Source organism: Kribbella sp. NBC_01484 (assembly GCF_036227145.1).
Taxonomy (GTDB): Bacteria; Actinomycetota; Actinomycetes; order Propionibacteriales; family Kribbellaceae; genus Kribbella.
Genome location: NZ_CP109437.1, coordinates 7,386,838 through 7,412,440 on the forward strand (window position 1 = coordinate 7,386,838; position 25,603 = coordinate 7,412,440).

The 25,603-nt window shown below is 69.5% G+C and carries 23 protein-coding genes; 12 read left to right on the top strand and 11 right to left on the bottom strand.

Features of this window, described 5'->3' with window-relative positions; all coding sequences use genetic code 11:
• From OG555_RS35665 to OG555_RS35680, 4 genes are all read right to left on the bottom strand, one after another.
• Nucleotides 1–612: a DUF5998 family protein gene (locus OG555_RS35665; protein ID WP_328520874.1), complete on the bottom strand. Its 612-nt coding sequence runs from the start codon at nucleotides 610–612 to the stop codon at nucleotides 1–3.
• A 69-nt stretch (nucleotides 613–681) separates the two neighbouring features.
• Nucleotides 682–2,319: an FtsX-like permease family protein gene (locus tag OG555_RS35670; RefSeq protein ID WP_329477278.1), complete on the bottom strand. Its 1,638-nt coding sequence runs from the start codon at nucleotides 2,317–2,319 to the stop codon at nucleotides 682–684.
• Between the two features lie 5 nt (nucleotides 2,320–2,324).
• Nucleotides 2,325–3,050, bottom strand: coding sequence for an ABC transporter ATP-binding protein (locus OG555_RS35675; RefSeq protein WP_329477280.1), 726 nt, complete (start codon nucleotides 3,048–3,050; stop codon nucleotides 2,325–2,327).
• A 108-nt stretch (nucleotides 3,051–3,158) separates the two neighbouring features.
• Nucleotides 3,159–4,214: a P1 family peptidase gene (locus tag OG555_RS35680; protein ID WP_329477282.1), complete on the bottom strand. Its 1,056-nt coding sequence runs from the start codon at nucleotides 4,212–4,214 to the stop codon at nucleotides 3,159–3,161.
• Nucleotides 4,215–4,271: 57 nt separating this feature from the next.
• Between OG555_RS35680 and OG555_RS35685 the strand changes: the two genes are divergently transcribed.
• Entirely contained in the window at nucleotides 4,272–4,781 is a 510-nt protein-coding gene (locus tag OG555_RS35685; RefSeq protein WP_329477283.1) for a DUF2087 domain-containing protein, read from the top strand.
• Between the two features lie 15 nt (nucleotides 4,782–4,796).
• Here OG555_RS35685 and OG555_RS35690 read toward each other — a convergent pair whose 3' ends face one another.
• Nucleotides 4,797–7,520 carry a bifunctional acetate--CoA ligase family protein/GNAT family N-acetyltransferase gene (locus OG555_RS35690; RefSeq protein WP_329477285.1) on the bottom strand — a complete coding sequence of 908 codons (2,724 nt, stop codon included), beginning with the start codon at nucleotides 7,518–7,520 and terminating at the stop codon, nucleotides 4,797–4,799.
• A 43-nt stretch (nucleotides 7,521–7,563) separates the two neighbouring features.
• On the opposite strand from OG555_RS35690, the gene OG555_RS35695 reads away from it, so the two are divergent.
• Genes OG555_RS35695 through OG555_RS35705 form a run of 3 tightly spaced genes read left to right on the top strand, consistent with a single transcriptional unit; the run spans nucleotide 7,564 to nucleotide 10,616 of the window.
• Complete coding sequence (locus OG555_RS35695; protein ID WP_329477287.1) at nucleotides 7,564–8,610, top strand: SLC13 family permease; 1,047 nt, start codon at nucleotides 7,564–7,566, stop codon at nucleotides 8,608–8,610.
• Nucleotides 8,611–8,620: 10 nt separating this feature from the next.
• Nucleotides 8,621–10,330 (top strand): AMP-binding protein, encoded by a 1,710-nt coding sequence (locus tag OG555_RS35700; protein WP_329477289.1) that lies wholly within the window; start codon nucleotides 8,621–8,623, stop codon nucleotides 10,328–10,330.
• Between the two features lie 37 nt (nucleotides 10,331–10,367).
• The gene (locus OG555_RS35705; RefSeq protein ID WP_328520882.1) at nucleotides 10,368–10,616 is read left to right on the top strand and encodes a DUF2630 family protein; all 249 of its coding nucleotides are present in this window, start codon (nucleotides 10,368–10,370) and stop codon (nucleotides 10,614–10,616) included.
• A 673-nt stretch (nucleotides 10,617–11,289) separates the two neighbouring features.
• Here OG555_RS35705 and OG555_RS35710 read toward each other — a convergent pair.
• The 4 genes from OG555_RS35710 to OG555_RS35725 all read right to left on the bottom strand — a co-directional run bounded on the left by OG555_RS35710 (nucleotide 11,290) and on the right by OG555_RS35725 (nucleotide 14,142).
• On the bottom strand, nucleotides 11,290–11,712 hold the full coding sequence (locus OG555_RS35710; protein ID WP_329477291.1) for a TIGR03667 family PPOX class F420-dependent oxidoreductase: 423 nt from the start codon (nucleotides 11,710–11,712) through the stop codon (nucleotides 11,290–11,292).
• Nucleotides 11,713–11,728: 16 nt separating this feature from the next.
• A complete protein-coding gene (locus OG555_RS35715) occupies nucleotides 11,729–12,130 on the bottom strand; it encodes a CoA-binding protein (protein ID WP_329477293.1) in 402 nt (133 codons plus the stop codon).
• An 87-nt stretch (nucleotides 12,131–12,217) separates the two neighbouring features.
• Nucleotides 12,218–12,871, bottom strand: a complete 654-nt coding sequence (locus OG555_RS35720) for a response regulator transcription factor (protein WP_329477295.1) — start codon at nucleotides 12,869–12,871, stop codon at nucleotides 12,218–12,220.
• Complete coding sequence (locus OG555_RS35725) at nucleotides 12,853–14,142, bottom strand: sensor histidine kinase (protein WP_329477296.1); 1,290 nt, start codon at nucleotides 14,140–14,142, stop codon at nucleotides 12,853–12,855. The genes OG555_RS35720 and OG555_RS35725 overlap by 19 nt, the downstream gene beginning before the upstream one ends.
• A gap of 108 nt (nucleotides 14,143–14,250) precedes the next feature.
• Between OG555_RS35725 and OG555_RS35730 the strand changes: the two genes are divergently transcribed.
• From OG555_RS35730 to OG555_RS35760, 7 genes are all read left to right on the top strand, one after another.
• Nucleotides 14,251–15,018 carry an ABC transporter ATP-binding protein gene (locus OG555_RS35730; RefSeq protein ID WP_329477298.1) on the top strand — a complete coding sequence of 256 codons (768 nt, stop codon included), beginning with the start codon at nucleotides 14,251–14,253 and terminating at the stop codon, nucleotides 15,016–15,018.
• Nucleotides 15,018–16,955 carry an FtsX-like permease family protein gene (locus OG555_RS35735; RefSeq protein ID WP_329477300.1) on the top strand — a complete coding sequence of 646 codons (1,938 nt, stop codon included), beginning with the start codon at nucleotides 15,018–15,020 and terminating at the stop codon, nucleotides 16,953–16,955. Before OG555_RS35730 ends, OG555_RS35735 begins: the two co-directional genes overlap by 1 nt.
• A gap of 254 nt (nucleotides 16,956–17,209) precedes the next feature.
• On the top strand, nucleotides 17,210–19,660 hold the full coding sequence (locus tag OG555_RS35740; protein WP_329477302.1) for a DNA gyrase/topoisomerase IV subunit A: 2,451 nt from the start codon (nucleotides 17,210–17,212) through the stop codon (nucleotides 19,658–19,660).
• 5 nt (nucleotides 19,661–19,665) lie between these two features.
• Nucleotides 19,666–20,373 (top strand): LppX_LprAFG lipoprotein, encoded by a 708-nt coding sequence (locus OG555_RS35745; RefSeq protein ID WP_329477304.1) that lies wholly within the window; start codon nucleotides 19,666–19,668, stop codon nucleotides 20,371–20,373.
• Nucleotides 20,370–22,064, top strand: coding sequence for an MFS transporter (locus tag OG555_RS35750; protein WP_329477306.1), 1,695 nt, complete (start codon nucleotides 20,370–20,372; stop codon nucleotides 22,062–22,064). The genes OG555_RS35745 and OG555_RS35750 overlap by 4 nt, the downstream gene beginning before the upstream one ends.
• 43 nt (nucleotides 22,065–22,107) lie before the next feature.
• Entirely contained in the window at nucleotides 22,108–23,049 is a 942-nt protein-coding gene (locus OG555_RS35755; RefSeq protein ID WP_329477308.1) for a sucrase ferredoxin, read from the top strand.
• On the top strand, nucleotides 23,046–23,543 hold the full coding sequence (locus OG555_RS35760) for a beta-class carbonic anhydrase (protein WP_328520893.1): 498 nt from the start codon (nucleotides 23,046–23,048) through the stop codon (nucleotides 23,541–23,543). The genes OG555_RS35755 and OG555_RS35760 overlap by 4 nt, the downstream gene beginning before the upstream one ends.
• A gap of 14 nt (nucleotides 23,544–23,557) precedes the next feature.
• Here OG555_RS35760 and OG555_RS35765 read toward each other — a convergent pair whose 3' ends face one another.
• A complete protein-coding gene (locus OG555_RS35765) occupies nucleotides 23,558–24,127 on the bottom strand; it encodes a dihydrofolate reductase family protein (RefSeq protein WP_329477310.1) in 570 nt (189 codons plus the stop codon).
• Nucleotides 24,128–24,272: 145 nt separating this feature from the next.
• On the opposite strand from OG555_RS35765, the gene OG555_RS35770 reads away from it, so the two are divergent.
• Entirely contained in the window at nucleotides 24,273–25,283 is a 1,011-nt protein-coding gene (locus OG555_RS35770) for a sigma-70 family RNA polymerase sigma factor (RefSeq protein WP_329477312.1), read from the top strand.
• Here the strand turns inward: OG555_RS35770 and OG555_RS35775 are convergent.
• Entirely contained in the window at nucleotides 25,280–25,573 is a 294-nt protein-coding gene (locus OG555_RS35775; protein WP_329477314.1) for a hypothetical protein, read from the bottom strand. The two genes, OG555_RS35770 and OG555_RS35775, sit on opposite strands and share 4 nt — an antisense overlap.
• Nucleotides 25,574–25,603 lie beyond the last annotated feature (30 nt).

The following is a 25,603-nucleotide window of genomic DNA, read 5'->3' on the forward strand; positions in this document are numbered from 1 at the left end:
CTACCTACTGGTCGCGAACGAGAGGGCCTGCGCGAACTCGAGCACCTGCTGGATCCCGGCCGGGCCGTCCGCGGCGGCGCTGATCCGCAGCGAGATGTCGTCGGCCGCGACGGATCCGGTGTAGCCGTGGTCGGCCTCGCAGTTCGGGTCGGCGCAGACGGCCGGCTCCAGGTCGATCCGATTCACCATCCCCCAGCCGATCGTGAGCACGACCTCACCGCCGCCCGCCACCGCCGGGTCGGACTTGCCGGACGCGTAGCCGGCCGGGTTGGGAACCACCCGGTTCACGACCACCGCGTTGACCCGTTGCAGCGGGATCGCCTCGGTCGAGGTCGACGCGTACGGCGCGCGGATCAGCTCGTCGGCCGCGTGCTCGTCGGTGTGCCCGACGATCAGCCGGGTCGGGGTCAGCGCCAGGATCGTGATGTGCCGCCGGACTTCGTCCCGGTCGAACGTCGGCTCGTGCTGCAGCATGAACGCGCGGATCGGCTCGCCGGCGATCGCCACGGCGAGCGAATCCGTCACGACGTCTGGGTAGTAGCCGCACCGGTCGATCGCCTCGCGCAGGGCTGCGGACGCGTCCGCGAGTTCCGGGGCATTCAGGTCACGCATGCCCTCATCCTGCCACGGACGCGGCCGCGCCGTTTTCCCCTTGTGGACGAGCACAGTGGACGACGGTGATCAGTTCGCGCTTGCCTTCCGCAGCACCGGTACACCCGCGGCGCCTGCCACCGCGACCAGCACGAGCCCGGCGACGACCTGACCGATCAGCAGCAGTACCCCGGAACTCCCCTGCGTGATCACCTTTCCACCACTGAGCGCGAGCCCGCACAGCGCACCGAACCCGACGACCGGCAATCCGACCCCGATGACCGGTACGACGGCGGCGAGTCGCGCCGACCGCTCGATCACCCGCAACGGCACACCAGAGCGCCGCAACGCACGGGCAGGCGCGGCCTGGTCAAGCGCCGTACCCACCGCTCCTGCTGCTGTCGACGCAGCCACGGTCATGAACACCAGGGCCAGCAGCAGCGCGACTCCGATGCGCAGATCGTGGAACGTCGGGTCGTCCTTCCCCGGCGGCATGAAGACCGAGATGAAGCCGGTGACGAACCCACTCAGCACCAGCGCCGCCACCGGACGGAACGCGGCCCTCGGGTCGTCGGCCAGTCGCCGTCCCGCGAGCAGCGCCACCGGACCGTTGGCCAGGCTCGCCAGCATCTTGCCGATCACCTGCACCGCCCACGGCCCGATCACCCGTACGGCGAGCGCAGCGAAGCCCACACCGATCAGCAGCGGGATCAGAGCCGCCTGCATCCCGTAGTACGCGAGAACGATCGGACCGATCAGCAACAGGCCAAGCCGCAGCACGCTGATCCCCTTGCGAGTCTGACCGCGTACGACGCCCAGTGGGGTGATGCTGACCCGGCCGAGCCCGATCAACGCGCTAACCACCGACAGGACGGGTACGGCGGCCAGTACGACAAGCACGTTCCACCAGCTCACCGTGATGTCGTGCACGTACCAGCGACCGCCGCCCAGCGGGATGCGGGCGATGAGGGGACTCAGCAGTGTGTAGCCGACCAGACCGATGACTGCACCGGCCAGACCGAGTACCGCCTGCTCCACCGCGCTCAGCCAGAGCACCTGTGTCCTGGTCGCTCCGGCGAGGCGGAGTGCAGCCAGGCGATGCTCACGGCGCTTCGCCGCGACGCCGGCGGCCTGACCGACCAGGCTCAGGATCGGGAACAGCACCAGGATGATGCCGAAGGCCACCGCGAACAGCAGACCGACCATGCGGCTGTCCCAGACGTCGTCGTTCCAGCTGCTGACGTACTGCGGATGGTCGTCGGGCCGGAGTGAGTCGACGCCACGGATGACGACGAACTCCTCCGGCGAAGACAGCCCCTTGTCGCTGATCACGCCGGCCGGGTTCTCCACGCCGTACTGCTTGCTCAGCGTGGACCAGTGCTTGGCGACCTCGGGCGAGACGAAGACCTCGCCCGGCTTCGGGGTGTGGTCGAGGCCGGGTGGTGGCGGGAGTTCGTTGGGGCGGAGCGTCGCCAGGTCGAGGCGGATCATCGGGTGACCGTCGACCGTCTCGTCGGTCTGGTCGATGGCTCCGATCGCCGTCGCCGGGTCGGCTTTGTCGGAGCTGCGCCAGCCGATCCGGTCGGAGCGATGGGCCAGGCCCAGCGAACCGGCGATCAGGAAGGTGATGAGGAGCGCAACAACCGCGGTCGCGCCGAGCGCGGCGAGGTTGGCGGCGCGTCCGCCGGGACCCGGGCGGCGTACGAACCGCAGCCCGAGATCGGTCATCGGATTCATCGGCCCGGCCCCAAGCTGGTCGGCGCTCCGGCACCTGACGAGTCGCTGACCCGGCCGTCGACGATGCGCAGGACTCGGTGGCAGCGGGCGGCGACCGCGTTGTCGTGAGTGACGACGACTGCCGCCGCGCCGCGATGCGTGGCCGCGCCGACGAGCAGGTCGATCACCTGCGAGCCGGTGGTCGCGTCCAGGGCACCGGTCGGTTCGTCGGCGAACACCACCTGCGGCTCGCCGACCAGTGCGCGGGCGATCGCGACGCGCTGTGCCTGACCGCCGGACAGTTCGCCCGGGCGCCGCCCGGCTTCCGCTGCCAACCCGACCTGGGCGAGCATCCTCCGGGCCCGGCCGATCGCGTCTCGCCGGCTCAGTCCGTCCACCATCAACGGCAGGGCGACGTTCTCGTCGGCGGGCAGCTCGGCGAGCAACTGGTTGTCCTGGAAGACGAAGCCCAGCCGGCGACGTCGAAGCACTGTGCGGGCCGCGTCGTTCAGCTGGTCGACGCGTTCGCCGCCCAGCCAGACCTCGCCCTGGTCCGGCGTGAGGATGCCGGCAAGGACGTGCAGCAAGGTGGTCTTGCCGTTACCGCTCGGGCCCATGACCGCGAGCGCCTCACCGGACCGGACCGCGACATCCACGCCGGCCAGGCCGACGACGTCGCCGTAGTACTTGACCAGGGCGTGACCGCTCAGGACGACCTGTGGTTGGGGACTCTGGAAGCTCATACCGCAGAGCCTGTCGCGGGTGGCGCCTCGGATCATCGGCCCGCGGACCGGTCTTACCGTCGCCTTCCGGCGCCTTTCGCCATCCGCGCGTACGACCGGGGTCGTACGTCAGTCGGTCCGGAAGGCAGAGGGATAGGCGTCGCGATAGCTGGGGATCGTGCCGGCCGGGGTCTCCACCGACTCGGCGTTGAGCATCGCGTGCACGATCGCGCGGGACAGCGTCCGGGCACCGGCCGCGTAGACCATCTCCAGTTGCCCGATCGCCGTCGGATCCGTGACACTCAGCCGCGGCCCGTCGTCGGTACGGGTCGACAAGGCGAAGATGCTGTCGCCGTCGACCAGCGTGTGGATCGGGTCGATCGCCCGGGCCAGCCCGTCGTGCGCGACCATCGCCATCCGCCGGGTCGCCGCCTTGTCCAGCGGTACGTCGGTCGCCAGCACCGCGATCACGGTGTTCATCGGCGGCCCGGGGATCAGGTTGCGTCCGGGGGCGGCCGGCGGAGGCGGTTCGGCGGGAGTCCGCAGGTGGGCGAACTCGTCGGCGAGGCCGTAGCGGGCGCCGTAGAGGTTGCCGTCGGCATCGACCGTCGAGCCGGCCGCGTTCACGATCACCAGCGCGCCGACCGTCGTACCGTCATCCAGCCGGACACTGGCCGAGCCGACGCCGCCTTTGAGCGACCGGGCGCGGGCCCCGGCGCCGGCGCCATGGTTGCCTAGGGCAACCGGACCGTCGGTGGCGACCGCGATCGCCCGGGCGCCCCAGTCGGGCTCGGGCCGGGCCTGGAAGTCCCCGCCGCGGCCGAGGTCGAAGATCACCGCGGTCGGCACGATCGGGACCACGTCCTTGTCGCCCTGCCCGACCCGGACGCCCTCACCGCGCTCCTCGAGCCAGCGCATCACGCTGCCGGCCGTGTCCAGCCCGTACGCGCTGCCGCCGGTCAGCACGATCGCGTTCACCCCGGCGTTGGAGTTCACCGGCTCGAGCAGATCCGTCTCCCGCGTCCCGGGCGCGCCACCGCGGACGTCGACACCGGCGACCGCTGTGGCCGGCAGATGGACGACCGTCGTACCAGTCAGGTACGGCGCGTCGACGCGCTCGACCTGACCGACCAGGACTCCAGGGACATCGGTGATCGCGTTCTGCGGACCCGGCTGCATCGTCATGGTGAATGTTTAACACCCGGGCGAAATCCGGTTGCGGGCGACATTAGCGTGGATGGCATGAACGCCGATCAGCTCTGTGGTCTGCTCGCGGAACCGTCGAGGCTGCGGACGTATTCCGCCGTCGTCCTCGGCGCGACGACTCCGGATCAGGTTGCCGGCAGCACCGGACTCCCCGCGCCGGTCGTCGTCAAGGCGCTCCAGCGGCTGACCAAGGGTGGGCTGATCACGGCTGCCGGCGACGGTCTGCAGGCCGACGAGGCGGCGTTCAAGGACGCGGTGCGGGAGAGTCGCCCGGAGCGGGTGCCGCTCGACCCCGATCCGGACCGCGACGGCGTCCTCAGGTCGTTCATCCGGGACGGCCGGCTGACGCACTTCCCGACCTATCCGGAGAAGCTCCGGATCCTCCTGGAGTACCTGGTCACCAGCTTCGAGCCCGGGCGCCGTTACCCGGAGCCGGAGGTGAACGAGATCCTCAACCGGTGGCACCCGGACCACGCCGCCCTCAGGCGCGAGCTCGTCGAGGCGCGCCTGCTCGATCGCGCCAGCAGCATCTACACGCGCCGGTAGTGTCGCGCGCTGCCGTCAGGTGAGTCGGCGGGCGGACGTGTCCTGGCGGGGCTTCTCGTTGGGAGCGATCCGGATGCTCGTGTCGAGCACTGTCGCGCCCTGCGCGGCGGCCAGCACCGAACGGAGGTCCAGCCGGACGACTTCCTCGAGGTCGAGGGTCAGCCGGGAGACGCGGTGCAGCAGGGCCTCGATCGCGGGGATGTCCACCGGGTCCGAGCCCCGGTAGCCGTAGAGCAGCGGAGCCGCGCGCACCTCGCGGACCATCTCCGCGGCATCGCGGGTCGTGAGTGGCGGCATCCGGTACGAGCGGTCGCCCAGCAAGTCGGTCGCGACACCGGTCAGGCCGAAGGTGACGACCGGACCGAAGGACACGTCCTCCAACGCCGAGATGACCACCGGCACGCCGGGTGGCGCCATCTTCTGGACGACGAACTGCGCCCGGGCAGGATCCGAAGCGACACCGAACATCTGCGTCATCTCCGCCCAGGCCGCGCGCATGTCGTCCTCGTCGTGGATGTGCCGCCAGATGTCGGCCAGGTCCGGCCGCATCCGCCACTGCTCGGCGGTCGCCTTCAGGATCACCTCGTAGCCGAGGTCCGCGGCCCGTGCGACCGCCTCGTCCGCACTCAGCACCGGGAACGCCGGCAGCACCGGGATCCCGTAGAAGCTGAGCAGCCGATGCCGGTCGGCGTCCTCCAGGTCGGCGCCACTCGGGTGCCGTTGCAGGTACTCCGCGACGAAGTCCTCGGCGCCCGCGGTGTCGATCTCCGGCAGGTCGGGGATCCGGCTGACCGACCGCCGCCGCCACTCGGCGTACTGTGTCGCCTTCGCCAGTGCGCCGACGGCGTACTGCGGATTCAGGAAAGACGGGATCGATCCACGCGCCGCGCCACCGTCCGCGTCCGGCACTCGCAGCTCCGCGGGCACGCTGCGGGACGCGAGGAACGTGGACACGACCGGCTTCTTCGAGCCGGCGGCCGCCGCGGCCAGGACCTGTGCGACCTCCGCGCCGTTCGACTGCACCGGTGGCGTGTAGATCACCACGATCGAGTGCACCCGATCGTCGCCGAACACCTCGGACAGCGCCGCGCCGAAGTCCGCCGCGGTCGCGTCCGCGCTGAGGTTCCGCGGCTCGCCGGCGACCTCCAGGCCGCAACTGGCCATCGTGTCCAGGGCGAGCAGGGTCAAGGCGTCGGAGTTGCTGACGATCGCGACCCGGCGTCCCTTCGGCAGCGGCTGGTGCGCGAGCAACTGGGCGACGTCGAACAGTTCGCCGGTGGTGTCCACCCTGATCAGCCCGCTCTGCCGGAACATCGACTCGATCGATGCCGGAGGCAACTGACTGCGCCGGACCATCTGCCCGACCGGCACGCCCTGCGTGGCCCGGCCCGACTTCAGCGCGACCACCGGCTTCCGCCCGGCCAGCCGCCGCGACACCCGGCTGAACTTGCGCGGATTGCCCAGCGACTCCAGGTACAGCAGCACGACCTCGGTCGCCTCGTCGGAGTACCAGTACTGCATCAGGTCGTTGCCCGAGACATCGGCCCGGTTCCCGGCCGACACGAAACTCGACAACCCCAGGCCACGCCCGGCCATGTCGGCCAGGATCGGCACGCCGAGCGCACCGGACTGGCAGAAGAACGCGACCCGGCCGCGGCTGGGCATCACCGGCGAGAGCGTCGCGTTCAGCTCGACTCCCGGCGCAGTGTTGATCACCCCGAGCGCGTTCGGCCCGATCACCCGCATCCCGTAGGACCGGGCCAGGCCAACCAGGTACCGCTGCCGTTTACGCCCTTCGTCCCCGATCTCGGCGAACCCGCTCGATATCACGACCAGCCCGCGCACGCCCTTGGCCGCGCAGTCCAGGATGACGTCGGCCACCATCTCGGCCCGGACGGCGACCACGGCCAGATCGACCGTGTCCTCGACCTCGCGGATCGTCGGGTACGCCGGTACGCCCTCGATCTCGTCCGCCTTCGTATCGGTGTTGACGGCGTACAACCGGCCCGGGAAGCCACCGTCGCGCAGGTTGCGCAGCAGCGCGTTCCCGATCGTGCCCTCACGCCGGCTCGCACCGATCAGCGCGACGCTCGACGGCGTCAGCAACCGCGCGATCGAGAGCGCCTCGGACCGCTGCTCCCGGGCCTGCATCACCCCGAACGACGTGTCGGTCGGCGCGATGTCGAACTCGACCACGATCACGCCGTCCTCGAACTCGCGGGCGACCTTGTAGCCGGCCTCGGTGAAGACCGTGATCATCTTCCGGTTGTCCGGCAGTACCTCGGCGACGAACCGGGCGATGCCGTTCTCCCGGGCCGCCTGCGCCAGGTGCTCGAGCAGGAGTTGCCCCAGCCCGCGGCCCTGGTGCGCGTCCTCGATCAGGAACGCGACCTCCGCCGTACGCCGTCCGGTCCGCTCGTACCGCCCGACGCCGATCATCTCGTCACCGACGGTCACAATCAGCGCCAGCCGATCGTGGTAATCGACCTGTGTGAACCTCGCCACGTCCCGATCGGACAATTGTGGGTACGGGGCGAAGAAGCGGTAGTACTTGGACTGCTCGGACACCCGGGCGTAGAAGGCCACCATCAGGTCCGCGTCGGCGGGCGCGATCGGCCGGAGATGCGCGGTAGCACCGTCCCGCAGTACGACGTCCGCCTCGAGGTCGCCCGGATAGCCGGACGGGTGGTGCGGGTCATACTGGGCCGGTTGCTGCGGCTCCTCATCCGGCAGGGTCACCTGGTCAGCCTACTCAAACCCGTCTGGTAGAAGGTGGTGAATTTTGGTCGCGCGGATCGCGCCCGTACTGGTCTTCCTGATCGCCGTGACCGTCATCGCCGAACTGGCCGACAAGGCCAAGCTGTTCGAGGTCGCCGCCCGGGAAGCCGCTCACCTCGCGCGCGGCCGGGTCTGGCGGTTGTGGCTCCTCGTAGTCGCGCTGGCGACAGGGCTCACCATCGTGCTGTCTCTGGACACCTGCGCGGTCCTGCTGACCCCCGTTGTGCTCGCGATGGCCCGGCAGCTCGACATCCCGCCGAAGCTGTTCGCGTTCACCACCGTCTGGCTGGCCGCCACCGCATCGCTGCTACTCCCGGTGTCCAACCTCACGAACCTGCTCGCCCTGCACCAGTTCCACCGGTTGGACGTCTCGTACCTCGCGGTGAGCTGGCGACCCGCGATCGCCGCGATCCTGATCACGGTCGCCGTGCTGGCCGTCCTGTTCCACCGCGATCTGCGCCGGACGTACGTCGTACCGCCGACTCCGGAGGTGGACGACAAGGTGCTGTTCTGGGGCTCGGCAGGTGTCTGCGTGCTGCTCGGTCCGGCGTTCGTGTCCGGGATCGAGGTCGCCTGGCCGGCCAGTGTGGGCGCGATCATCCTGGTCGTGCTGTTCGCGATCCGGCGGCGGAGCGCGCTGCGGTGGTCGCTGATCCCGGCCAAGCTGGTGATCGGAGTCGTCGTGCTGTTCGCCCTCGTCGCGTTCCTCACCGATCACGGCCTGGAGGATCTGCTCCGCCGAGTCGCCGGGACGACCTCGGACCTGCGGCTCAGTGCAACCGGGGTGGTCGGTAGCAACCTGTTCAACAACCTCCCGGCGTACCTGGCGATGGAGCCGGTCGCTTCCAGCGACCCGCACCGGATGATGGCTCTGCTGATCGGCGTGAACTGCGGCTGCCTTCTGACCCTGTGGGGGTCGCTCGCGACGCTGCTCTGGCGGTCCCGCTGCGACGCCGCCCGCGTCGACATTTCGTGGTGGTCCTTCCTGTGGCGCGGCATGATCCTGACGCCACTCGTCGTCGCGGGGTCCGTTCTCGTACTGAATGGGTAATGTGCGGGACATGGCTACGGAGCAGAGCACTTCGGACGTCACGCGGGAGTTTCGGGAGGCGCGGGATTTCCTGGTCGCGCATCGGGAGGACTACGAGACGGCGTACCGGGATTTCAACTGGCCGTCGTTCGACCGGTTCAACTGGGCCCGCGACTGGTTCGACGCACTTGCGGTCGAGCAGCCCGAGGTCGCCGCGCTGACGATCGTCGAGGAGGACGGCGACGTCAGCTCGCGCACGTACGCCGAGATGGCCGAGCGGTCCCGCAAGGTCGCCGGCTGGCTCACCGCCGCCGGGCTGAAGCCGGGCGACCGGGTGCTGATCGTCCTCGGCAACACCGTCCCGCTCTGGGAGGTCCTGCTCGGCTGCATCCGCGCCGGCGCCGTGATGATCCCCGCGACCACGCTGCTCACCGATGCCGACCTGGCGGACCGGATCACCCGCGGCGGCGTCCGGACCGTGGTCACGAGTAGCTCCGAGGCCGGCCGGTACGCCGGGATCGCGGACCACTGCATCCGCGTCGCCATCGGCACTCCGGTCGAGGGCTGGCTGCACTACGACGACTTTGCTTCGTACGACGGACCCGTGCCGGAAGTGGATACCGCCGCTGACGACTCCCTGCTCCTGTACTTCACCTCGGGGACGACGAGCCAGCCCAAGCTGGTCGAACATACCCAGGTCAGCTACCCCGTCGGCCACCTGTCAACGATGTACTGGATCGGTCTCCAGCCCGGCGACGTCCACCTGAACGTCTCCTCCCCCGGCTGGGCGAAGCACTCCTGGAGCAACGTCTTCGCGCCGTGGAACGCCGGAGCCACCGTCTTCCTGTACAACTACACGCGCTTCGACGCCGAGAAGATGCTGCAGGTCCTGCAGACGTACGGCGTGACGACCTTCTGCGCACCGCCGACTGTCTGGCGGATGCTCATCCAGGCCGATCTGTCCGCGGTGAAGGTTGAGATCCGGGAGTGCATCTCGGCCGGTGAGCCGCTCAACCCCGAGGTGATCGAGCAGGTCCGGAACGCCTGGGACATCACCATCCGGGACGGGTACGGCCAGACCGAGACGACCGCCCAGATCGGCAATCCGCCGGGTCAGCCGGTCAAGCTCGGATCCATGGGCCGACCGCTGCCCGGATACTCGATCGCGCTGCTCGACCCGGCCACCGACGAGATCGGCGACGACGGCGAGATCTGTATCGAGCTCGCGCCCGCGCCGGTCCCGCTGATGCGCGGCTACCGCGACGCCCGCGAGCTGACCCAGGAGGTCATGCGTGGCGGTTTCTACCACACCGGCGACGTCGCGAGCCGGGACGAGGACGGCTACATCACCTACGTCGGACGCTCGGACGACGTGTTCAAGGCCAGCGACTACCGGATCTCGCCGTTCGAGCTCGAGTCGGTGCTGATCGAGCATCCGGCGGTCGCCGAGGCAGCCGTCGTACCATCGCCCGATCCGGTCCGGCTCGCGGTCCCCAAGGCGTACGTCGTCCTCGCGGCCGGCCACGAACCGTCGCGCGAGCTGGCCGGCGAGATCCTGCAGTTCTGCCGTGCCCACCTGGCGCCGTACAAGCGGATCCGGCGGATCGAGTTCGCCGAGCTGCCGAAGACGATCTCCGGCAAGATCCGGCGGGTCGAGTTGCGCGCGGACGAGGCCGCGAAGGTGGCGAGTGGCTCCGAAACCCAGTACGCGTACGACGAGGCCGACTTCAAGGAAGCCTGACCCATGGCGGGCTGGAGCACGGGCGTACCGTTTCCTCATGACCGATGACAAGAGCCTCCTCAGCCGGATCGACGAGCTGGTCGCCGAGGAGAAGGAGCTGCGCACCAGGCATGCCGCCGGCCAGATCACCGACACCGACGAGCACGCGCGCCTGCAGGCCCTCGAGGTCGAGCTCGACCAGTGCTGGGACCTGCTCCGCCAGCGCCGCGCCAAGCGCGAGTACGGCGAGAACCCCGACACCGCCCAAGCCCGCTCGGCCGACACCGTCGAGGGCTACCTCAACTGACCCACAAGACCATCCCGGGATTCCGCTAAATCGTCCCTCTCCCCTCGTGATTCAGGGAGAGAAGGGCTCTCTCGCTCGATCTGCGGGTGATTGTCGGCAGGGTGTGCTGGTCGGGATAGGGGCGATGTCCGGGGTGGGCAGGGCGGAGGCTGGGCCGGGCGGGAGGTGTGCCGAGGCTGGGCCGGGCGGTACCGGCGCGCTTGTTCTGCGCGGATCGGTCAACGTCTGGTGACCTGGGACAGGTCGTGGTGGGCCAAGACAGGCAATACCTTGTGCCCACCCACCACGAACCGTCCCAACCCACCGCTTCCGGCCCCAGCCCACCTGTCCCGACCCACCATGACCTGTCCCCACCCACCATGACCTGTCCCCACCCACCACGACCTGTCCCCGCCCGCCACGACCTGTCCCAACCCACCGCTTCCGGCCCCAGCCCAGCTGTCCCCACCCACCACGACCTGTCCCACCTGTCCCAACCCACCACGACCGGCCCACCGGCCCCAGCCCACCGGTTCCGATCCCTGGCCGGCGCTGTGTGGCGGCCAGGGCAGGTCCCGAGGGCCCGCCGGTCGCACGCATATCCCCTCGAGTTGTGGGTTCTCTGCTGGTACACCAAGGGAGAACCCGCCAGTCGCACGGATATCCCCTCGAATGCACCTGGGCCAGCGGGTGGTCAGAAGCCGCGGAGGTTGTCCGGGGTGATCCGGACCAGGACCGAGTAGCTCGCGTGGAACTGGTCCGGGGTCATCCCCAGCCGGCTGATGTCGTCGGCGTACTTCGCGTTGTAGGCCGCGAGCTCCTCGGGAGTCAGACCGTTGTCGGCGATCGCGGCGTCGCCGGTGAGTACGCCGACCTCACCGCCGGTGTGGGTCGCGTTGAAGTTCAGCGAGACTCGCGGGCGCGAGACGACGTGCTGCACCTTCGCGGTGCCAGGCTGGCTGCTGACCAGGATCTGGCGGTCGCGCCAGAGGTACCAGACCGGTTTGGGGGCCGGCGTACCGGACTTGGCGACCGTGGTCAGCCAGAGCACCTTCTCGTCGTCCAGCTGCCGGGCGATCCGCTTGCCGAAGTCGCTTGACGTGTCGATCGTGAACATCAGGCCCCTTAAGGTCTCAGGAAGGCCCCAGCCGCCCCCACTCGATCGCCGGACAGTGGTTCATCACCATGGTCAGGCCTGCCGCGGTCGTGCGTGTGTAGGCGTCCGGATCCACTACACCGAGCTGGAACCACACCGCCTTCGCGTTGATTCCCACCGCCTGGTCCGCGATGTCGCCGGCCAGGTCGGACCGGACGAACACGTCCACGCAATCGACCGGGAACGGGATGTCCGCGAGCGTCGCGTACCCCTGCTCGCCGTGCACGGACTCCGCCGACGGATGCACGGGCACGATCCGCTTCCCGTGCCCCTGCAGGAACCGCGCCACGCCGTACGCCGCCCGGCTGGTGTTGTTCGACAGCCCGACGACAGCCCACGTCTGGCAGTCCGCCAGAATCTTCCGGATATCACTGTCCATGCCTCTACCCTCCCCCACCACCCAAGCAGTTACGTCCGAAGATCCGAGCGCTATAGGCCACAGTTCTTCGGACGCAAGCGACAGGTGTCAGCTGCGCAGGTAGGTCAGGACGGCCGAGACCCTGCGATCCAGCCCGTCGTCCAGCTGCAGCTTCGCGAAGATGTTCCCCACGTGCTTGCGTACGGCGGCCTCACTCACGACCAACTGCGCTGCGATCGACGCGTTCACCCGACCCTCGGCCATCAGCGCGAGCACCTCCAGCTCACGCGGGGTGAGCGCGGCGAGCGGCCCGTCGTTCCGCCGCCGGGCGAGCAGCTGCCGGACCACCTCGGGGTCGACCACCGTCCCGCCGCCCGCGACCCGGTCCAGCGACTCGAGGAACTCGGTGACGTGACCGACCCGGTCCTTCAGCAGGTACCCGATCCCACCGGTCGTTGTCTCGAGCAACGACGAGAGGTACGCGTCGGCGACGTACTGCGACAGCACCAGGATCCCGATCGACGGCAGCTCGGCCCGGATCGCCGCGGCGGCCCGCAGGCCCTCGTCACTGTGCCCCGGTGGCATCCGCACGTCGGTGATCACGACGTCCGGCGGCTCCTTGCGTACGACGGCCAGCAGTGTGTCCGCATCCCCGACAGTGTCGCGTACTTCGTGCCCGGCGCGGTCCAGGATGCTGGCCAGTCCCTCCCGCAGCAACAGCGAGTCTTCGGCCAGCACGATGCTCAGTCGCCGAGTCGGCACGGGCACTCCATCCGCAGTCGGGTCGGCCCACCGGGCGGGCTGTCGACGACGAGTGTGCCTCCCAAGGCGTCCAACCGGGTGACCAAGCCGGTGAGTCCCGTCCCCGCACCGACCCTCGCGCCGCCGATCCCGTCGTCCGTCACGGTGACGATCAGCTGATCCCGCTCCGCCCGGCCGGTCACCCCGCAGCTCGAAGCCTGGGCGTGCTTCGCCACGTTGGTCAGTGCCTCGCTGACGACGAAGTACGCCGCCGCCTCGATCGGCGGCGGCAACCGTGACGGCAACGCCAGCTGCACCGTCACCGGCAACGGACTCCGATCCGCCACCTCGCGTACGGCGGCCTCCAGCCCGTGGTCGACGAGCACGCGTGGGTGGATCCCCCGGACCGCCTCGCGCAGATCTGCCAGCGCCGCCTCGGCCTCTGAGTGGGCCTTCACCACCAACCGCCGGCCCTCCCCCTCCGGCAGGTCGAGCTCGGCCAGCCCGAGCGTCATCGTGAGTCCGACCAGGCGCTGCTGGACGCCGTCGTGCAGATGCCGCTCGATCCGTACGCGCTCGGTCTCGAACGCGTCGACCAGATCGAGCCGGGACCTGCGCAGCTCGGCGACGTTGCGCTGCAGTTCTTCCTGCCGGGGACCGAGCATCGTCTTCGCCAGTGACGCCTCGGCACCGGCCACGACGCCGACCAGGTAGGAGCTGACCACGAAGAACGGCGGACCGAAGGCGACCAGGAAGATGAGACCCTCCCCTGCGGTATCCAGGGTCCACGGACCCATGCCCATCTGCTCGCTGTTGGCGATGACCGGCGCGGCCAAGGTGATCGCGAGGGTCGTCGCGCAGATCCCGGCGATCAACGCGCTGAGCGGCCAGATGAAGACGCCCAGCACGAAGCCGTACCCGAGGGCGCGCAGGGACGCCTGCTCACGGCGCCGGAACTTCAGCTTCTCCCGCGGTCTGAGCGCGGACGGCATGGTCGCGTGCGGACTGCTGATGCCGTCGATCAGTACCAGGCGGGCGCGCCACCGCTCGACCCGGCCGATCAGGACGCCGAGGAGCGGGAAGGCGGTGAGCAGCAGGACGCCGATCAGGATCGGGCTCAGTACGGCGCCGGCCGCCGCGGCACCGATCAGAACGCCGATCGTCAGCACACCCACCGGCACCGACGTGAACAGGTAGGCGTAGCTCCGCCACGGCCACGACGACACCAGGAACCGCGGCGACGCCAACGCGGCCCACGACGTCACTGGCCGCGTCGTTGGGGAGCTGTTCACGTGCCAACCCTAGGTGGCGGGCGGCGCGCGGGACGGTAGCGTGCGCGCTACTCCGGGTGTCCTCCGTAGGCCAGGGTGCGGAGCGGTGTACGGCGGTTGGCTGGGACCATGACCGCTACCGCGCCGACGTACCCGAGCGTCGTACCCACCGAGCCGCCGGCTCTGCTGCTGGACGGCATCACCAAGACCTACCGCTCCAAGGCCGGAGCGGTCGACGCGCTGCGAGGCGTGACCTACCACTTCGCCAGGGGCTCGTTCACGGCCGTGATGGGAGCGTCCGGCTCCGGTAAGTCCACTCTGCTGCAGTGCGCCGCCGGACTCGACCAACCGACCAACGGCACCGTCGTACTCGGCGGTGTGACCCTGAGCGGACTCAACGAGGTCGCACTCACCAAACTGCGCCGGGCTGAGATGGGCTTCGTGTTCCAGGCCTACAACCTGCTGCCCTCGCTCACCGTGTACGACAACGTGGCGCTACCGCTGCGGCTGACCGGTCGCCGGCCGAGCCGCGGCGAGGTGAACCGCGTGCTGGACCAGATCGGGCTGCAGGGCAAGGCCAAGCGGCGGCCCGCCGAGTTGTCCGGCGGTCAGCAGCAGCGGGTCGCGATCGCGCGGGCCCTGATCACCCGGCCGTCGGTCTTCTTCGCCGACGAGCCGACCGGAGCCCTGGACAGCGGGACCAGCCGGCAGATCCTCACGTTGTTGCGTGAGGCAACCGACCGCGCCGGGCAGACCGTGGTGATGGTCACCCACGACCCGGTCGCGGCCGCGTACGCCGAGCGTGTGCTGTTCCTGTCCGACGGCCTGCTCGCGGGCCACCTCGACCGCGGTACGCCGGCCCAGATCGCCGCCGCCATGAGTGACTTGGAGCGGTGATGTTCTATCTCAGCCGGCAGACCGTCAGCCGCCATCGGTCCTTGTACGCGGGCTCGTTCGTGGCATTGGCCGTCGGCGTGTTCCTGCTCGGTCTGGCGGCGACAGCCACGGCCGCCACGATCGCCTACCACGGGCCGGCCGCGGCGAAGATCGTCGTGACCACACTCGGCGGTGACGACGCTGCGCCCCGGCAGGTCAGCGTGCCGATGTCCGACGCCGACGTGTCCGGGCTGCAGACAGTACTCAGTCTGGTCGGTGTGATCTGCGGGTTCATCACGATCTTCGTCATCGCGAGTACGTTCGCCTTCGCGGTAGCGTCCCGGCGACGCGAGCTCGGGCTGCTGCGGCTGCTCGGCGCGACACCGGGACAGATCCGGCGGATGGTTCTCGGCGAGGCGCTGGTCGTCGCGCTGGCGGCGTCGCTCACGGGCGCGGTCATGGCCCAACTGGCGACACCGTTGCTCTTGCGGAAGGCGTCGTACACGGAGCTGGCACCGGTGAGGCTCGAGCCGGCGTCACCATGGGTGCCGTTGTCCATCGCGGTGGGGGCTGGGCTTCTGGTCGCGATGCTCGGCGCCCGCTCCGCAGCTCGGCGGGCCGGCCGGGTCGGTCCGATCGATGCGCTGCGAGAGGCGGCGTTGGAGCCGCCGCGGATCGGGCCGGTGCGGGTCGTCTTCGGGCTGCTGTTCATGGGCGGGGCGATCGTGATGCTGACGCTCATCCGGCCGTCGACCGGTGAGGGCGTCGTACCGCTGGCGATGTTCACGCCGATGGTGATGGTGATCGCGCTGACGTTGCTCGCGCCCCTCGTGGTCCCGTGGATCAGCCGGCTGTGGGCGCTGCCGCTGGTCGCCTGGACGCGCGTGTCCGGGCGGCTCGCCCGGAGCAACGTGGTCGCCGCGCCCAGGCGCAGCGCATCGCTCGCGGCACCGATCCTGTCCATCTCGGCGATCGCCGGCTCGATGGTCCTCAGCCTCAGCTTCGCTGCCGACAGCGCCGCCGCCACCATCCGCGACACCCTCCGCGCCCCCGTCGTCGTGACTGAGGCGGCAGATCTCTCCAGAGTCCCTGGTGTGGGTACGGTCGACGCCGGGCTGCCGCTGCAGCTGGTCCGGATCAGCCGGGATGACGCCCAACTCGAGGACGCCGAGGGTATCGATCCGGCGATCGCCACCAGGACCCGCGACCTGACGCCGCTGTCCGGCGACCTCGACCACCTGACCGGCAATACCGTTGCCATCAGCAAGGAAATGTCCAGCCTCGAGCACTACCGGGTCGGCGGCGAGATGTCGGTGACGTTCCTGGACAAGACCGCCGCCAAGCTGAAGATCGTCGCGATCGTCCCGGACGCCTTGGGCGTGAACCCGTCGTTGCTGATCCCGATCGACCTTGCCCGCAAGCACGCCCCGACCGCCAAGCCCGATCACCTGTTCGTCCTCCCGGCCGATGGTCTGGACCCAGCGTCGCTGGTCAGTACGATCGACCACGCCGTACCGGCCGCTGACTGGGAGGCGGAGCAGGCTGATGGTGTCCGCAAGGGGAACCAGTTCGGCCTCATCCTGCTGCTCGGCCCGGCCGCGCTCTACAGCGCGATCGCGATCGCCAACACGCTGCTGATGGGGAGTCTGCAGCGGCGACACGAGTTCGTCACGTCGCGGCTGCTCGGGGCGACTCCGGCCCAGATTCGCCGGATGGTGCTGTGGGAGTCGTCGCTGGTCGGTGCGGTGGCGCTCACGCTCGGTACGGCGATCACCGTGACGGTCGGGATCCTGATCCGGCACGCGATGACGTCGGGGGTGGCCGACGTACCCGTCACCGTGCCGTGGGCGGTTCTGTTGGGGATCGCGGGAATCTGTCTGGGCCTGGCGGTAGGGTCCGCTCTGGCCCCGACGACGTACATCTTGCGCCGGTCGCAGCCGTCCGCGGCGGTGGAGTAGACCGGTATCGGGCGCTTCGACCATCACGCGGGCGGGTCGTGGCCCCGGTCATGGGGCCTCCCGGCCTGGACTGAGGAGCGCAGGGAGCGAAGCGACTGAAGCGACGAAGGAAGGACGAGAGTCACAGCCCCATGACCCGCCGCGCCGCAGGCGTGGCCGTTCGTACAGAAATCACCGTTCACCAGGGACAATGGGTGCGGCGCCGGACCGTCGCGGCGTCGTACCGGTTTTGATCGAGGAGTTCGCAGACCCGCATGGCACGCCGTAGCAGCACCACCGCCGAGCCCGAGGACTTCGAGGAGCGCATCCTCGACGTCGATGTCTCCGACGAGATGCGCTCCAGCTACCTGGAGTACGCCTACTCGGTGATCTACGCCCGGGCGCTGCCGGACGCTCGGGACGGGCTGAAACCCGTCCAGCGGCGGATCCTGTTCTCGATGGCGGAGAACAACATCCGCCCCGACCGCGGGCACGTGAAGTCGGCCCGCGTCGTCGGTGAGGTGATGGGTAAGTACCACCCGCACGGCGACGGCGCGATCTACGACGCGCTGGTCCGGACCGCGCAGCCGTGGTCGATGCGGGTCCCGCTGATCGACGGCCACGGGAACTTCGGATCTCTGGACGATGGTCCAGCGGCGATGCGTTACACGGAATGCCGGATGGCGCCGCCGGCGATGGCGATGACGCAGGGCCTGGACGAGAACGTCGTCGACTTCCGGCCGAACTACGACGGCCAGGAGGAAGAGCCGGCGGTGCTGCCGGCCGCCTTCCCGAACCTGGTGGTCAACGGCGCCACCGGGATCGCGGTCGGGATGGCGACCAACATGGCCCCGCACAACCTGGTCGAGGTGATCCAGGCGCTGCGGCACCTGATCAAGACCCCGACCGCGACCCTGGACGACCTGATGCGGTTCGTCCCCGGCCCGGACCTGCCGACCGGCGGCAAGATCGTCGGCCTGGACGGCATCAAGGACGCCTACGCGACCGGTCGCGGCAGCTTCAAGATGCGCTCCACCGCCCGGATCGAGAACGTCACCCCCCGGCGCAAGGGCATCGTCATCACCGAACTGCCGTACTCCGTCGGCCCGGAGAAGGTGATCGAGAAGATCAAGACCCTGGTCCAGGCGAAGAAGCTGCAGGGCATCGCCGACGTCAAGGACCTGACCGACCGCACCCACGGCACCCAGCTGGTGATCGAGGTCAAGAACGGCTTCGTCCCCGAGGCCCTGCTGGAGCAGCTCTACAAGCTGACCCCGCTCGAGGACGCGTTCCACGTCAACAACGTCTGCCTGGTCGACGGCCAGCCGCGCACCCTCGGGCTCAAGGACCTCCTCGAGGTCTACCTCGACCACCGGTACGACGTGGTCCGGCGGCGCAGCGAGTTCCGCCGGCAGAAGGCGCAGGACCGGCTGCACATCGTCGACGGTCTGCTGATCGCGATCCTCGACATCGACGAGGTCATCCAGATCATCCGCGGCAGCGACGACGCGGCCGAGGCCCGTGGCCGGCTGATCGAGATCTACGACCTGTCCGAGGTGCAGGCCAACTACATCCTCGACATGCCGCTGCGCCGGCTGACGAAGTACTCCAAGCTCGAACTGGAGACCGAGAAGGGTGAGCTCGAGCGTGAGATCGAGCGGCTGACCGCGATCCTCGAGGACGAGGCTCTGCTGCGCAAGACGGTGTCCGACGAGCTGGCCGAGATCGCGAAGACCTACGGCACCCCGCGGCGCACCGTGCTGCTCGAGTCGTCCGGTGCGACCAAGACCGCGGCCGTGCCGCTCGAGGTCAGCGACGACCCGTGCTGGATCCTGATGAGCTCGACCGGCCTGCTCGCGCGGACGAACGGCGTCGAGCCGTTCGGCACCGGTGACACCCGGGCGAAGCACGACGCGATCGTCTCCGCGGTGAAGAGCACGGCGCGTGGTCAGTACGGGCTGATCACCAGCACGGGCCGGCTGATCCGGCTCGAGTCGCTCGATCTGCCCGCCGTACCGACGACCGCGAACGCGCCGAACCTGCAGGGTGGCGCGCCGGTGGCGGAGTTCGTCTCGCTGGAGCCGGGTGAGAAGGCGCTCGCGCTGACCACGATGGATCCCGACTCGATCGGCGTCGCCCTGGGGACGACGGGCGGCGTGGTGAAGCGCGTCGTACCCGACCACCTGAGCAACCGCGACTCGTGGGAGATCATCCGGCTGAACGACGGCGACGAGGTGATCGGCGCGGTCGAGCTGACCACCGGCGACGAGGAGCTGTGCTTCATCGCGTCGGACGCGCAGCTGCTGCACTTCCCGGCGTCGGTGGTCCGGCCGCAGGGGCGGACCGCGGGTGGCATGGCCGGCATCCGGTTGACCGCCGGCGCGAAGGTGGTCTTCTTCGGTGCCGTGAACACCGGTCGCGAGGCGCAGGTCGTGACGATCGCAGGCTCGTCGTCGGCACTACCGGGGACCGAGGTCGGCGCGGTGAAGGTGACGCCGTTCAACGAGTACCCGGGCAAGGGCCGTGGCACCGGTGGTGTGCGGTGCCAGCGGTTGCTGAAGGGTGAGGACGGGCTGCTGCTCGGGTTCATCGGTTCGGCGCCGGTGCGGGCGAGCGCGAGCAGTGGTGCTCCGGTCGAGTTGCCGCCGATCGACATGCGGCGCGACGGTTCCGGCGTACCGGTGGCTCAGCCGATCGCAGCCTGCGCTCCTGATCTGGCAGGCTGACCCCTGTGAAGAGACTGCTCGCGCTCTGCGCGGTGCTCGTGATAGCGCTGGCGGGCTGCAGCGACAAGAAGGACTCCGGCGGGGGCGACGGTCAGTCGGGCGACGACGCGGTCGCGATGCTGACCGCGGCCAAGAAGTCGATCGACGACGCGGCCAGCGTGCACATTGTGCTGACCGGGCGGGACCTGCCGGACAACGCACAGACGCTGGCGAGTGGTGATGGAGTCGCGACACATGCCCCGGCATTCAAGGGCAAGCTGACGGTCCGTTCGAACGGCGCCCCGATCGACGCCCAGGTGGTGTCGGTCGGCAGCAAGGTCTACGCGAAGCTGTCGTTCACCCCGAGCTACATCGAGCTCCCGCCGTCGCAGTTGGCCGGTCTCGGCGCGCCCGACCCAGCGGTCCTGCTGGACCCGGCGAAGGGCTTGTCGTCGCTGCTGACGGCCGTGAAGGACCCGAAGGTGAAAGGTGAGAGCCGGGACGGAGCGAAGGTCCTGACCGAGGTCACCGGCTCGACCCCGGGCCAGTCCCTGCAGGGCATCTTCCCGAAGGCCCCCGCGGACAAGGACTTCCCCAGCTCGTTCAAGATCGACAAGGACTCCAAGCAACTCGTCTCCGCCACCATCACCGGTCCCTTCTACGGCGACGCCACCAGCAGCTACGACGTCACCCTCGACAAGTACGGCGAGAAGATCGAGATCACCAAGCCGTGAGCTCGTCCGTCGGCCGCCCGGCGCCGGTGAGCAACCCGAGGACCCAACTCACCCTGGCCTCCATCGCGGTGGCGTTCGCGGCGGCCGACACGTACGTCGTCGTCCTCGCGCTGCCGGACATGATGGCCGGGGTCGGGCTGTCGGCCGACCAGCTGCAGCGGGCGGCGCCGATCATCTCCGGGTTCCTGCTCGGGTACATCGCGGTGCTCCCGCTGATCGGGCGGATCGCCGATGTGGTCGGGCGGACGCCGGTGCTGGTCGGTGCGTTGTTGCTGTTCGCGGTCGGCTCGCTGATCACAGCCGGGGCGTACGACCTGCCGCTGGTGGTGACCGGTCGGTTTCTCCAGGGTGTCGGCGGTGGTGGGCTGGTCCCGGCCACGCTGGCCTTGGTGGCGGATCTGTGGCCGGCTGAGCGGCGGGGCCTTCCGCTGGGTGTTGTTGGTGCGGTGCAGGAGCTCGGCTCGGTGCTCGGCCCACTGCTCGGCGCCGCCGTACTGGCGATCGCGGACTGGCGGTACATCTTCTGGCTCAATCTCACCGTCGCTGTCGTGCTGGCCCTGTTGTTGCGCGGACGGCGACCACCGCCTCTGTCCGCGATCATCGGGGTGCTCGCCTGCATCGCACTTGGGCTGACTCTCACCGCGCCCGAGCGGTTGGCAACTGGCGTAACGCTCGGCCTGCCATTCGTGCCGTTCACCGGGTCTTCCCGGCTGCTCACCCCGATCGGAGTCGCCACCCTCGTGCTGGGTCTGCTCTGGCTCGGTCTGGTCGCGTGGCGCAGCCGCGGCCGGATGAGGACTGTGCTGGCCCAGGTCGACCTCGTCGGAGCAGTCCTCCTCGCGCTCGCCCTAGCCGGCGTGGTGCTGGCGTTCGCGACCGCCGACCCCGAGCGTGAGCTGATGTCGCCGGCCGGCCCATGGCTCCTGGTCGCCGCCGCAGTCTTCGCGATCGCGTTCGCGGCCTGGCAGCGCCGTACGACGCGGGCGATCGTGCCGCACGGTCTCCTCGGTGCGCGGCCGGCCTGGGGATCGCTGGTCGTCAGCTTCCTCGTCGGATGTGCGCTGATCGCCGCGCTGGTCGACGTACCCGTGTTCGCCCGCACGACCCAGGGCGGTGGGCAACTGGCCGCCGCTCTGGTGCTGCTGCGGTTCCTGATCGCCCTGCCGGTCGGTGCGGTCGTCGGCGGCTGGCTGACTCGGCGCTATGGCCTCGGCCTCATCACGGGTGCCGGGCTCGCGTTGTCCGGCGCGATGTTCGTGCTGATGGCGTTCTGGAGCCGTACTGCGCTCGATCACTGGCCGGCGACCGTCGTACTCCTGCTCTGCGGCTTCGGCTTCGGGCTCGCGCTGTCTCCGGTGAACACCGCCATGCTCGGTGCCACGCCGGCCGACAGTCACGGCCTGGTCAGCGCGCTGGTCGTGGTCGCGCGGATGGTCGGCATGCTGGTAGGAGTGTCCGCCCTCACAGCCATCGGCCTGCGGCGGTACTTCGCGCTTGCCGACGACATCCCCTCGCCGAACGAACTCTGCCCGAAGTCCCCCGGCAACTGCCGTCCGTTCGTCGACGCGCTCCGCGATGCCGCCGTTTCACAAGTTCACACCATCTTCGCCGGCGCCGCCGTCAGCGCCTTCCTGGCCGCCCTCCTGGCCGCGCTCCTGCTCGGCCGACGTGGCGTTGTGCACACATCCTGATCATCATGAGGGACAGCCGTCTCACCTCGCGTACGGTGATGCTGTGACCCATCGTCTCGACGCCACCGGTCGTGCCGGTTTGTGTTCGACCTTCTGCCGGGAGTTGCGTGAGCCCCTCGCCGGTACGGCGGTTGTGGCCGTGGGCTGGGTGGTTGTCGAGCAGCCGGGGCCGTGGGGCGCGAAGGCGCCGACGCAGAGTCACCTGGACCCGGCCTTCGGCGGCGCCTTCGACGAGGCGTGCAAGAAGGTGGATGTCCGCTTCGGGCTGATCCGCTCCCCCGGCCGCCACCCGGATGAGGTCGAGCGCTCGCACCAGGTGTACGTCGCCTCGACCCTCCCGGGGCGCACGTGGTTGCTTGGTGCCTGTGTCGACGATCCCGCCGCACTGAAGGAACTCGACCTCGACGCGGTCGGTCGCGGCGACCGGACCGCCGTACTCGCGTCGCTGCCGTCGCTGGCCCCGATCGACGAGCCCGTTGTGCTGGTCTGCACGAACGGCAAGCGCGACGAGTGCTGCGCACTCCTCGGCCGCCCGCTCGTCTCCGCGCTGGAGAAGCTCGCGCCGGGCCGGGTCTGGGAGGCGAACCACCTCGGCGGTCACCGGTTCGCGCCGACCGCGACCTTCCTGCCGGCCGGCACCATGCACGGCCAGTTGACTGTCGAGACCGCCACGGCTGTGCTGGACGCGGCCGGTCGTGGTGACATCGTGCTGACCGGGCTGCGCGGCCGCTCGACCTGGACCAAACGCGGTCAGGCCGCGGAGATCGCCGTACGCCGTCTTGTCGGTGAGCTCGCGCTGGATGCCCTCAGTGTCGTGGGCGAAGACCTCGAGGCCGTCGCCGTACGGCATGTCGACGGCCGGTCCTGGACCGTGCCGGTGACCAGCGCACCCGCCGATCCACCCCGTCCGGAGTCCTGCGGAAAGGAGCCTTTCGCCATGTCGATCCTGCACCCCGGAACCCCTGAGCCTGGTGAGGTCCGTTGAGTACCGGTTTCGAGGATGTCCTGGCCGCCAACGCCGACTACGTCGCCGACTTCCACTACGGCGGGTTCGACGGCATCGCGCACGCCGGCATCGGCGTGGTCACCTGCATGGACTCCCGGATCCCGCCGCTGGAGATGCTCGGGCTGAAGCCGGGTGACGCGAAGGTGCTGCGCAGCGCCGGCGGCCGGGTTACCGAGGTCACGCTGACCGGGCTCGTCCTGGGCGTCCAGCTGCTCGGCGTCCGCCGGATCATGATCATCCCGCACACCCGCTGCGCGATGGCCGCGATGTCGGAGGACGACCTGCGCGCGAAGGTCGAGGCGGCTGCCGGGAAACCGGCGGGTTACCTGCCCATCCCGGTCATCCCCGACCAGCTCGAGGCCCTCCGCCGCGATGTCGCCGCCGTCCGCGAACATCCGCTGATCGGCGACGACATCCTCGTCGGCGGTTTCATGTACGACGTCGACACCGGGCAACTCACCCAGATCGACTGACGCCTACCGCCTGTTCAGTTGGCGCGCTGGTAGGTGAGCAGAACGAGACCGTCGCCGATGGTCCGGTTGCCGACGAGGCGCTGAGGCTTCTGCTCGCCGGTCTCGCCGAAGAGGTGTTGCCCGGCGCCGAGTACGCACGGGAACGTCATCAGCCGCAGTTCGTCGACCAGATCGTGCTCCAGCAGTGTCGGCACGAGGCGGCCACTCGCGTAGACGACGAGGTCTCCGGTGAGCGTTTCCTTCAACTTCGAGACGTCGTCCACGATGTCGCCGGTCAGCACGGTCGAGTTGTTCCACTCGGCGGCCTCGAGGGTGGCGGAGACGACGTACTTCGGCATGCTGTTCAACCTCTCCGCCCAGACGCCGGTCCGGGACGGAAACCGTCCGGCGAAGTACTCGTAGGTCCGTCGCCCCAGCAGCATCGCCTCGACGTCCAGCGCCTCGTCGGTGAAGAACTCGGCCCACGCAGCCTGATCCAGGGGCCCCATCTGGCTCCAGGCACCGCGGCCGAGACCTTCCTCACCGGTCGGGTCCTGGATGACTCCATCGAGCGTGATGTTCTCGGTGACGATGAGCTTTCCCATGTCGGTTCTCCCTTGTCGTGATGGCGACTACTGCTGATGGAGACTCCGCGGTGTCCGGAAACGGGGCGTCCGCAGACCGCCCCCTTCGCTCCTCGGCCGGCGTCCATACAGGATGGAAGCGCGACACGACAGAGAGGTGGCCGGAGTGGAGTTGGTGAGAGCCGACCTGATCAGCAGGGCGCGGGCCGGCGACGAGGAGGCGTTCCGGGCGTTGACCGAGGCGCACCGCAGGGAGCTCCAGGTGCACTGCTACCGCATGCTCGGATCGTTCCAGGACGCCGAGGACGCCCTCCAGGACACCCTGCTGGCTGCCTGGCAGGGGCTCAGCGGGTTCGAGGGGCGCGCCTCGCTCCGCACCTGGCTCTACCGGATCGCCACCAACCGGTGCCTCAGCACGCTGCGGTCAGCCAGCCGGCGTCCCGCCAAGGAATGGGACATCCCCGGGGTCGAGCCGCCCGAGCCGACTCGGCTCGGCGAGGTCGTCTGGCTCGAGCCATACCCCGACGCGCTTCTCGACGGCGCGATCACCGTGCCGCTCGGCCCCGAGGCCCGCTACGAGCAGACCGAATCCATCTCCCTGGCCTTCGTGACCGCCCTTCAGGTCCTGCCGCCTCGCCAACTCGCCGTACTGATCCTGCGCGACGTCCTCGGATTCCGCGCGAACGAGGTGGCCGGCATGCTCGACACGACCATCGAGTCGGTGAAGAGCGCCCTCAAACGGGCCCGCGTCAGCCTGCAGCGCCGGCAGTCGGCGGCCGCCGAACCGCCTCCCGCCGCCGACTCACCCGCCGAGGATGCGATGGTGGCGAAGTTCGTCAGCGCGTGGGAGTCCGCCGACATCGACGGACTGCTCGCCCTGCTGACCGACGACGTCTTCATGTCCATGCCGCCGCTGCCGTTCGAGTACGAGAGCCGCGACATCGTGGCCGGCTTCTGCGCCATGCTGTTCGGCTCGGGCCGGAGATTCGACCTCGTCCCGACCCGAGCCAACGGTCAGCCGGCGTTCGGCGCCTACCTGCGCGGCGCCGCCGGCGTCCGGCACGGCACCGGACTGTACGTCCTTACCCTCAGCGGCGACCGGATCTCCGCCATGACCCGGTTCGAGAACAGCGTGTTCCCGGCCTTCGGTCTGCCGCGATCGCTCCCCGGCGCTTAGCGCTCGTCGGTCACGTCGATCTCGTCGACGGCCGCCGTACCCTCGCGGACCAGGGCGAACGCCGCCTTGGTCTCTGCGAGGGTCGGGGCGAGTTCACGGGCTGCCTTCAGGTCGTCCGCGGACTCCCAGCGCCAGACGCCGACCCACTGGTTCTGGAGCCGGCCGAGCCGGGCCTCGGTGAGGCCTGGGATGGCGGCGCGGACCGCGTCCACCAGGGCGTTGTGCTTGCCGCGGATGTCGGAGGCGTCGTCGGTGGTGGCCTCGAAGCGGGTGATTGCGATGAGCGACATGACTATCGCCTTTCACTAGAGTTGACTTAT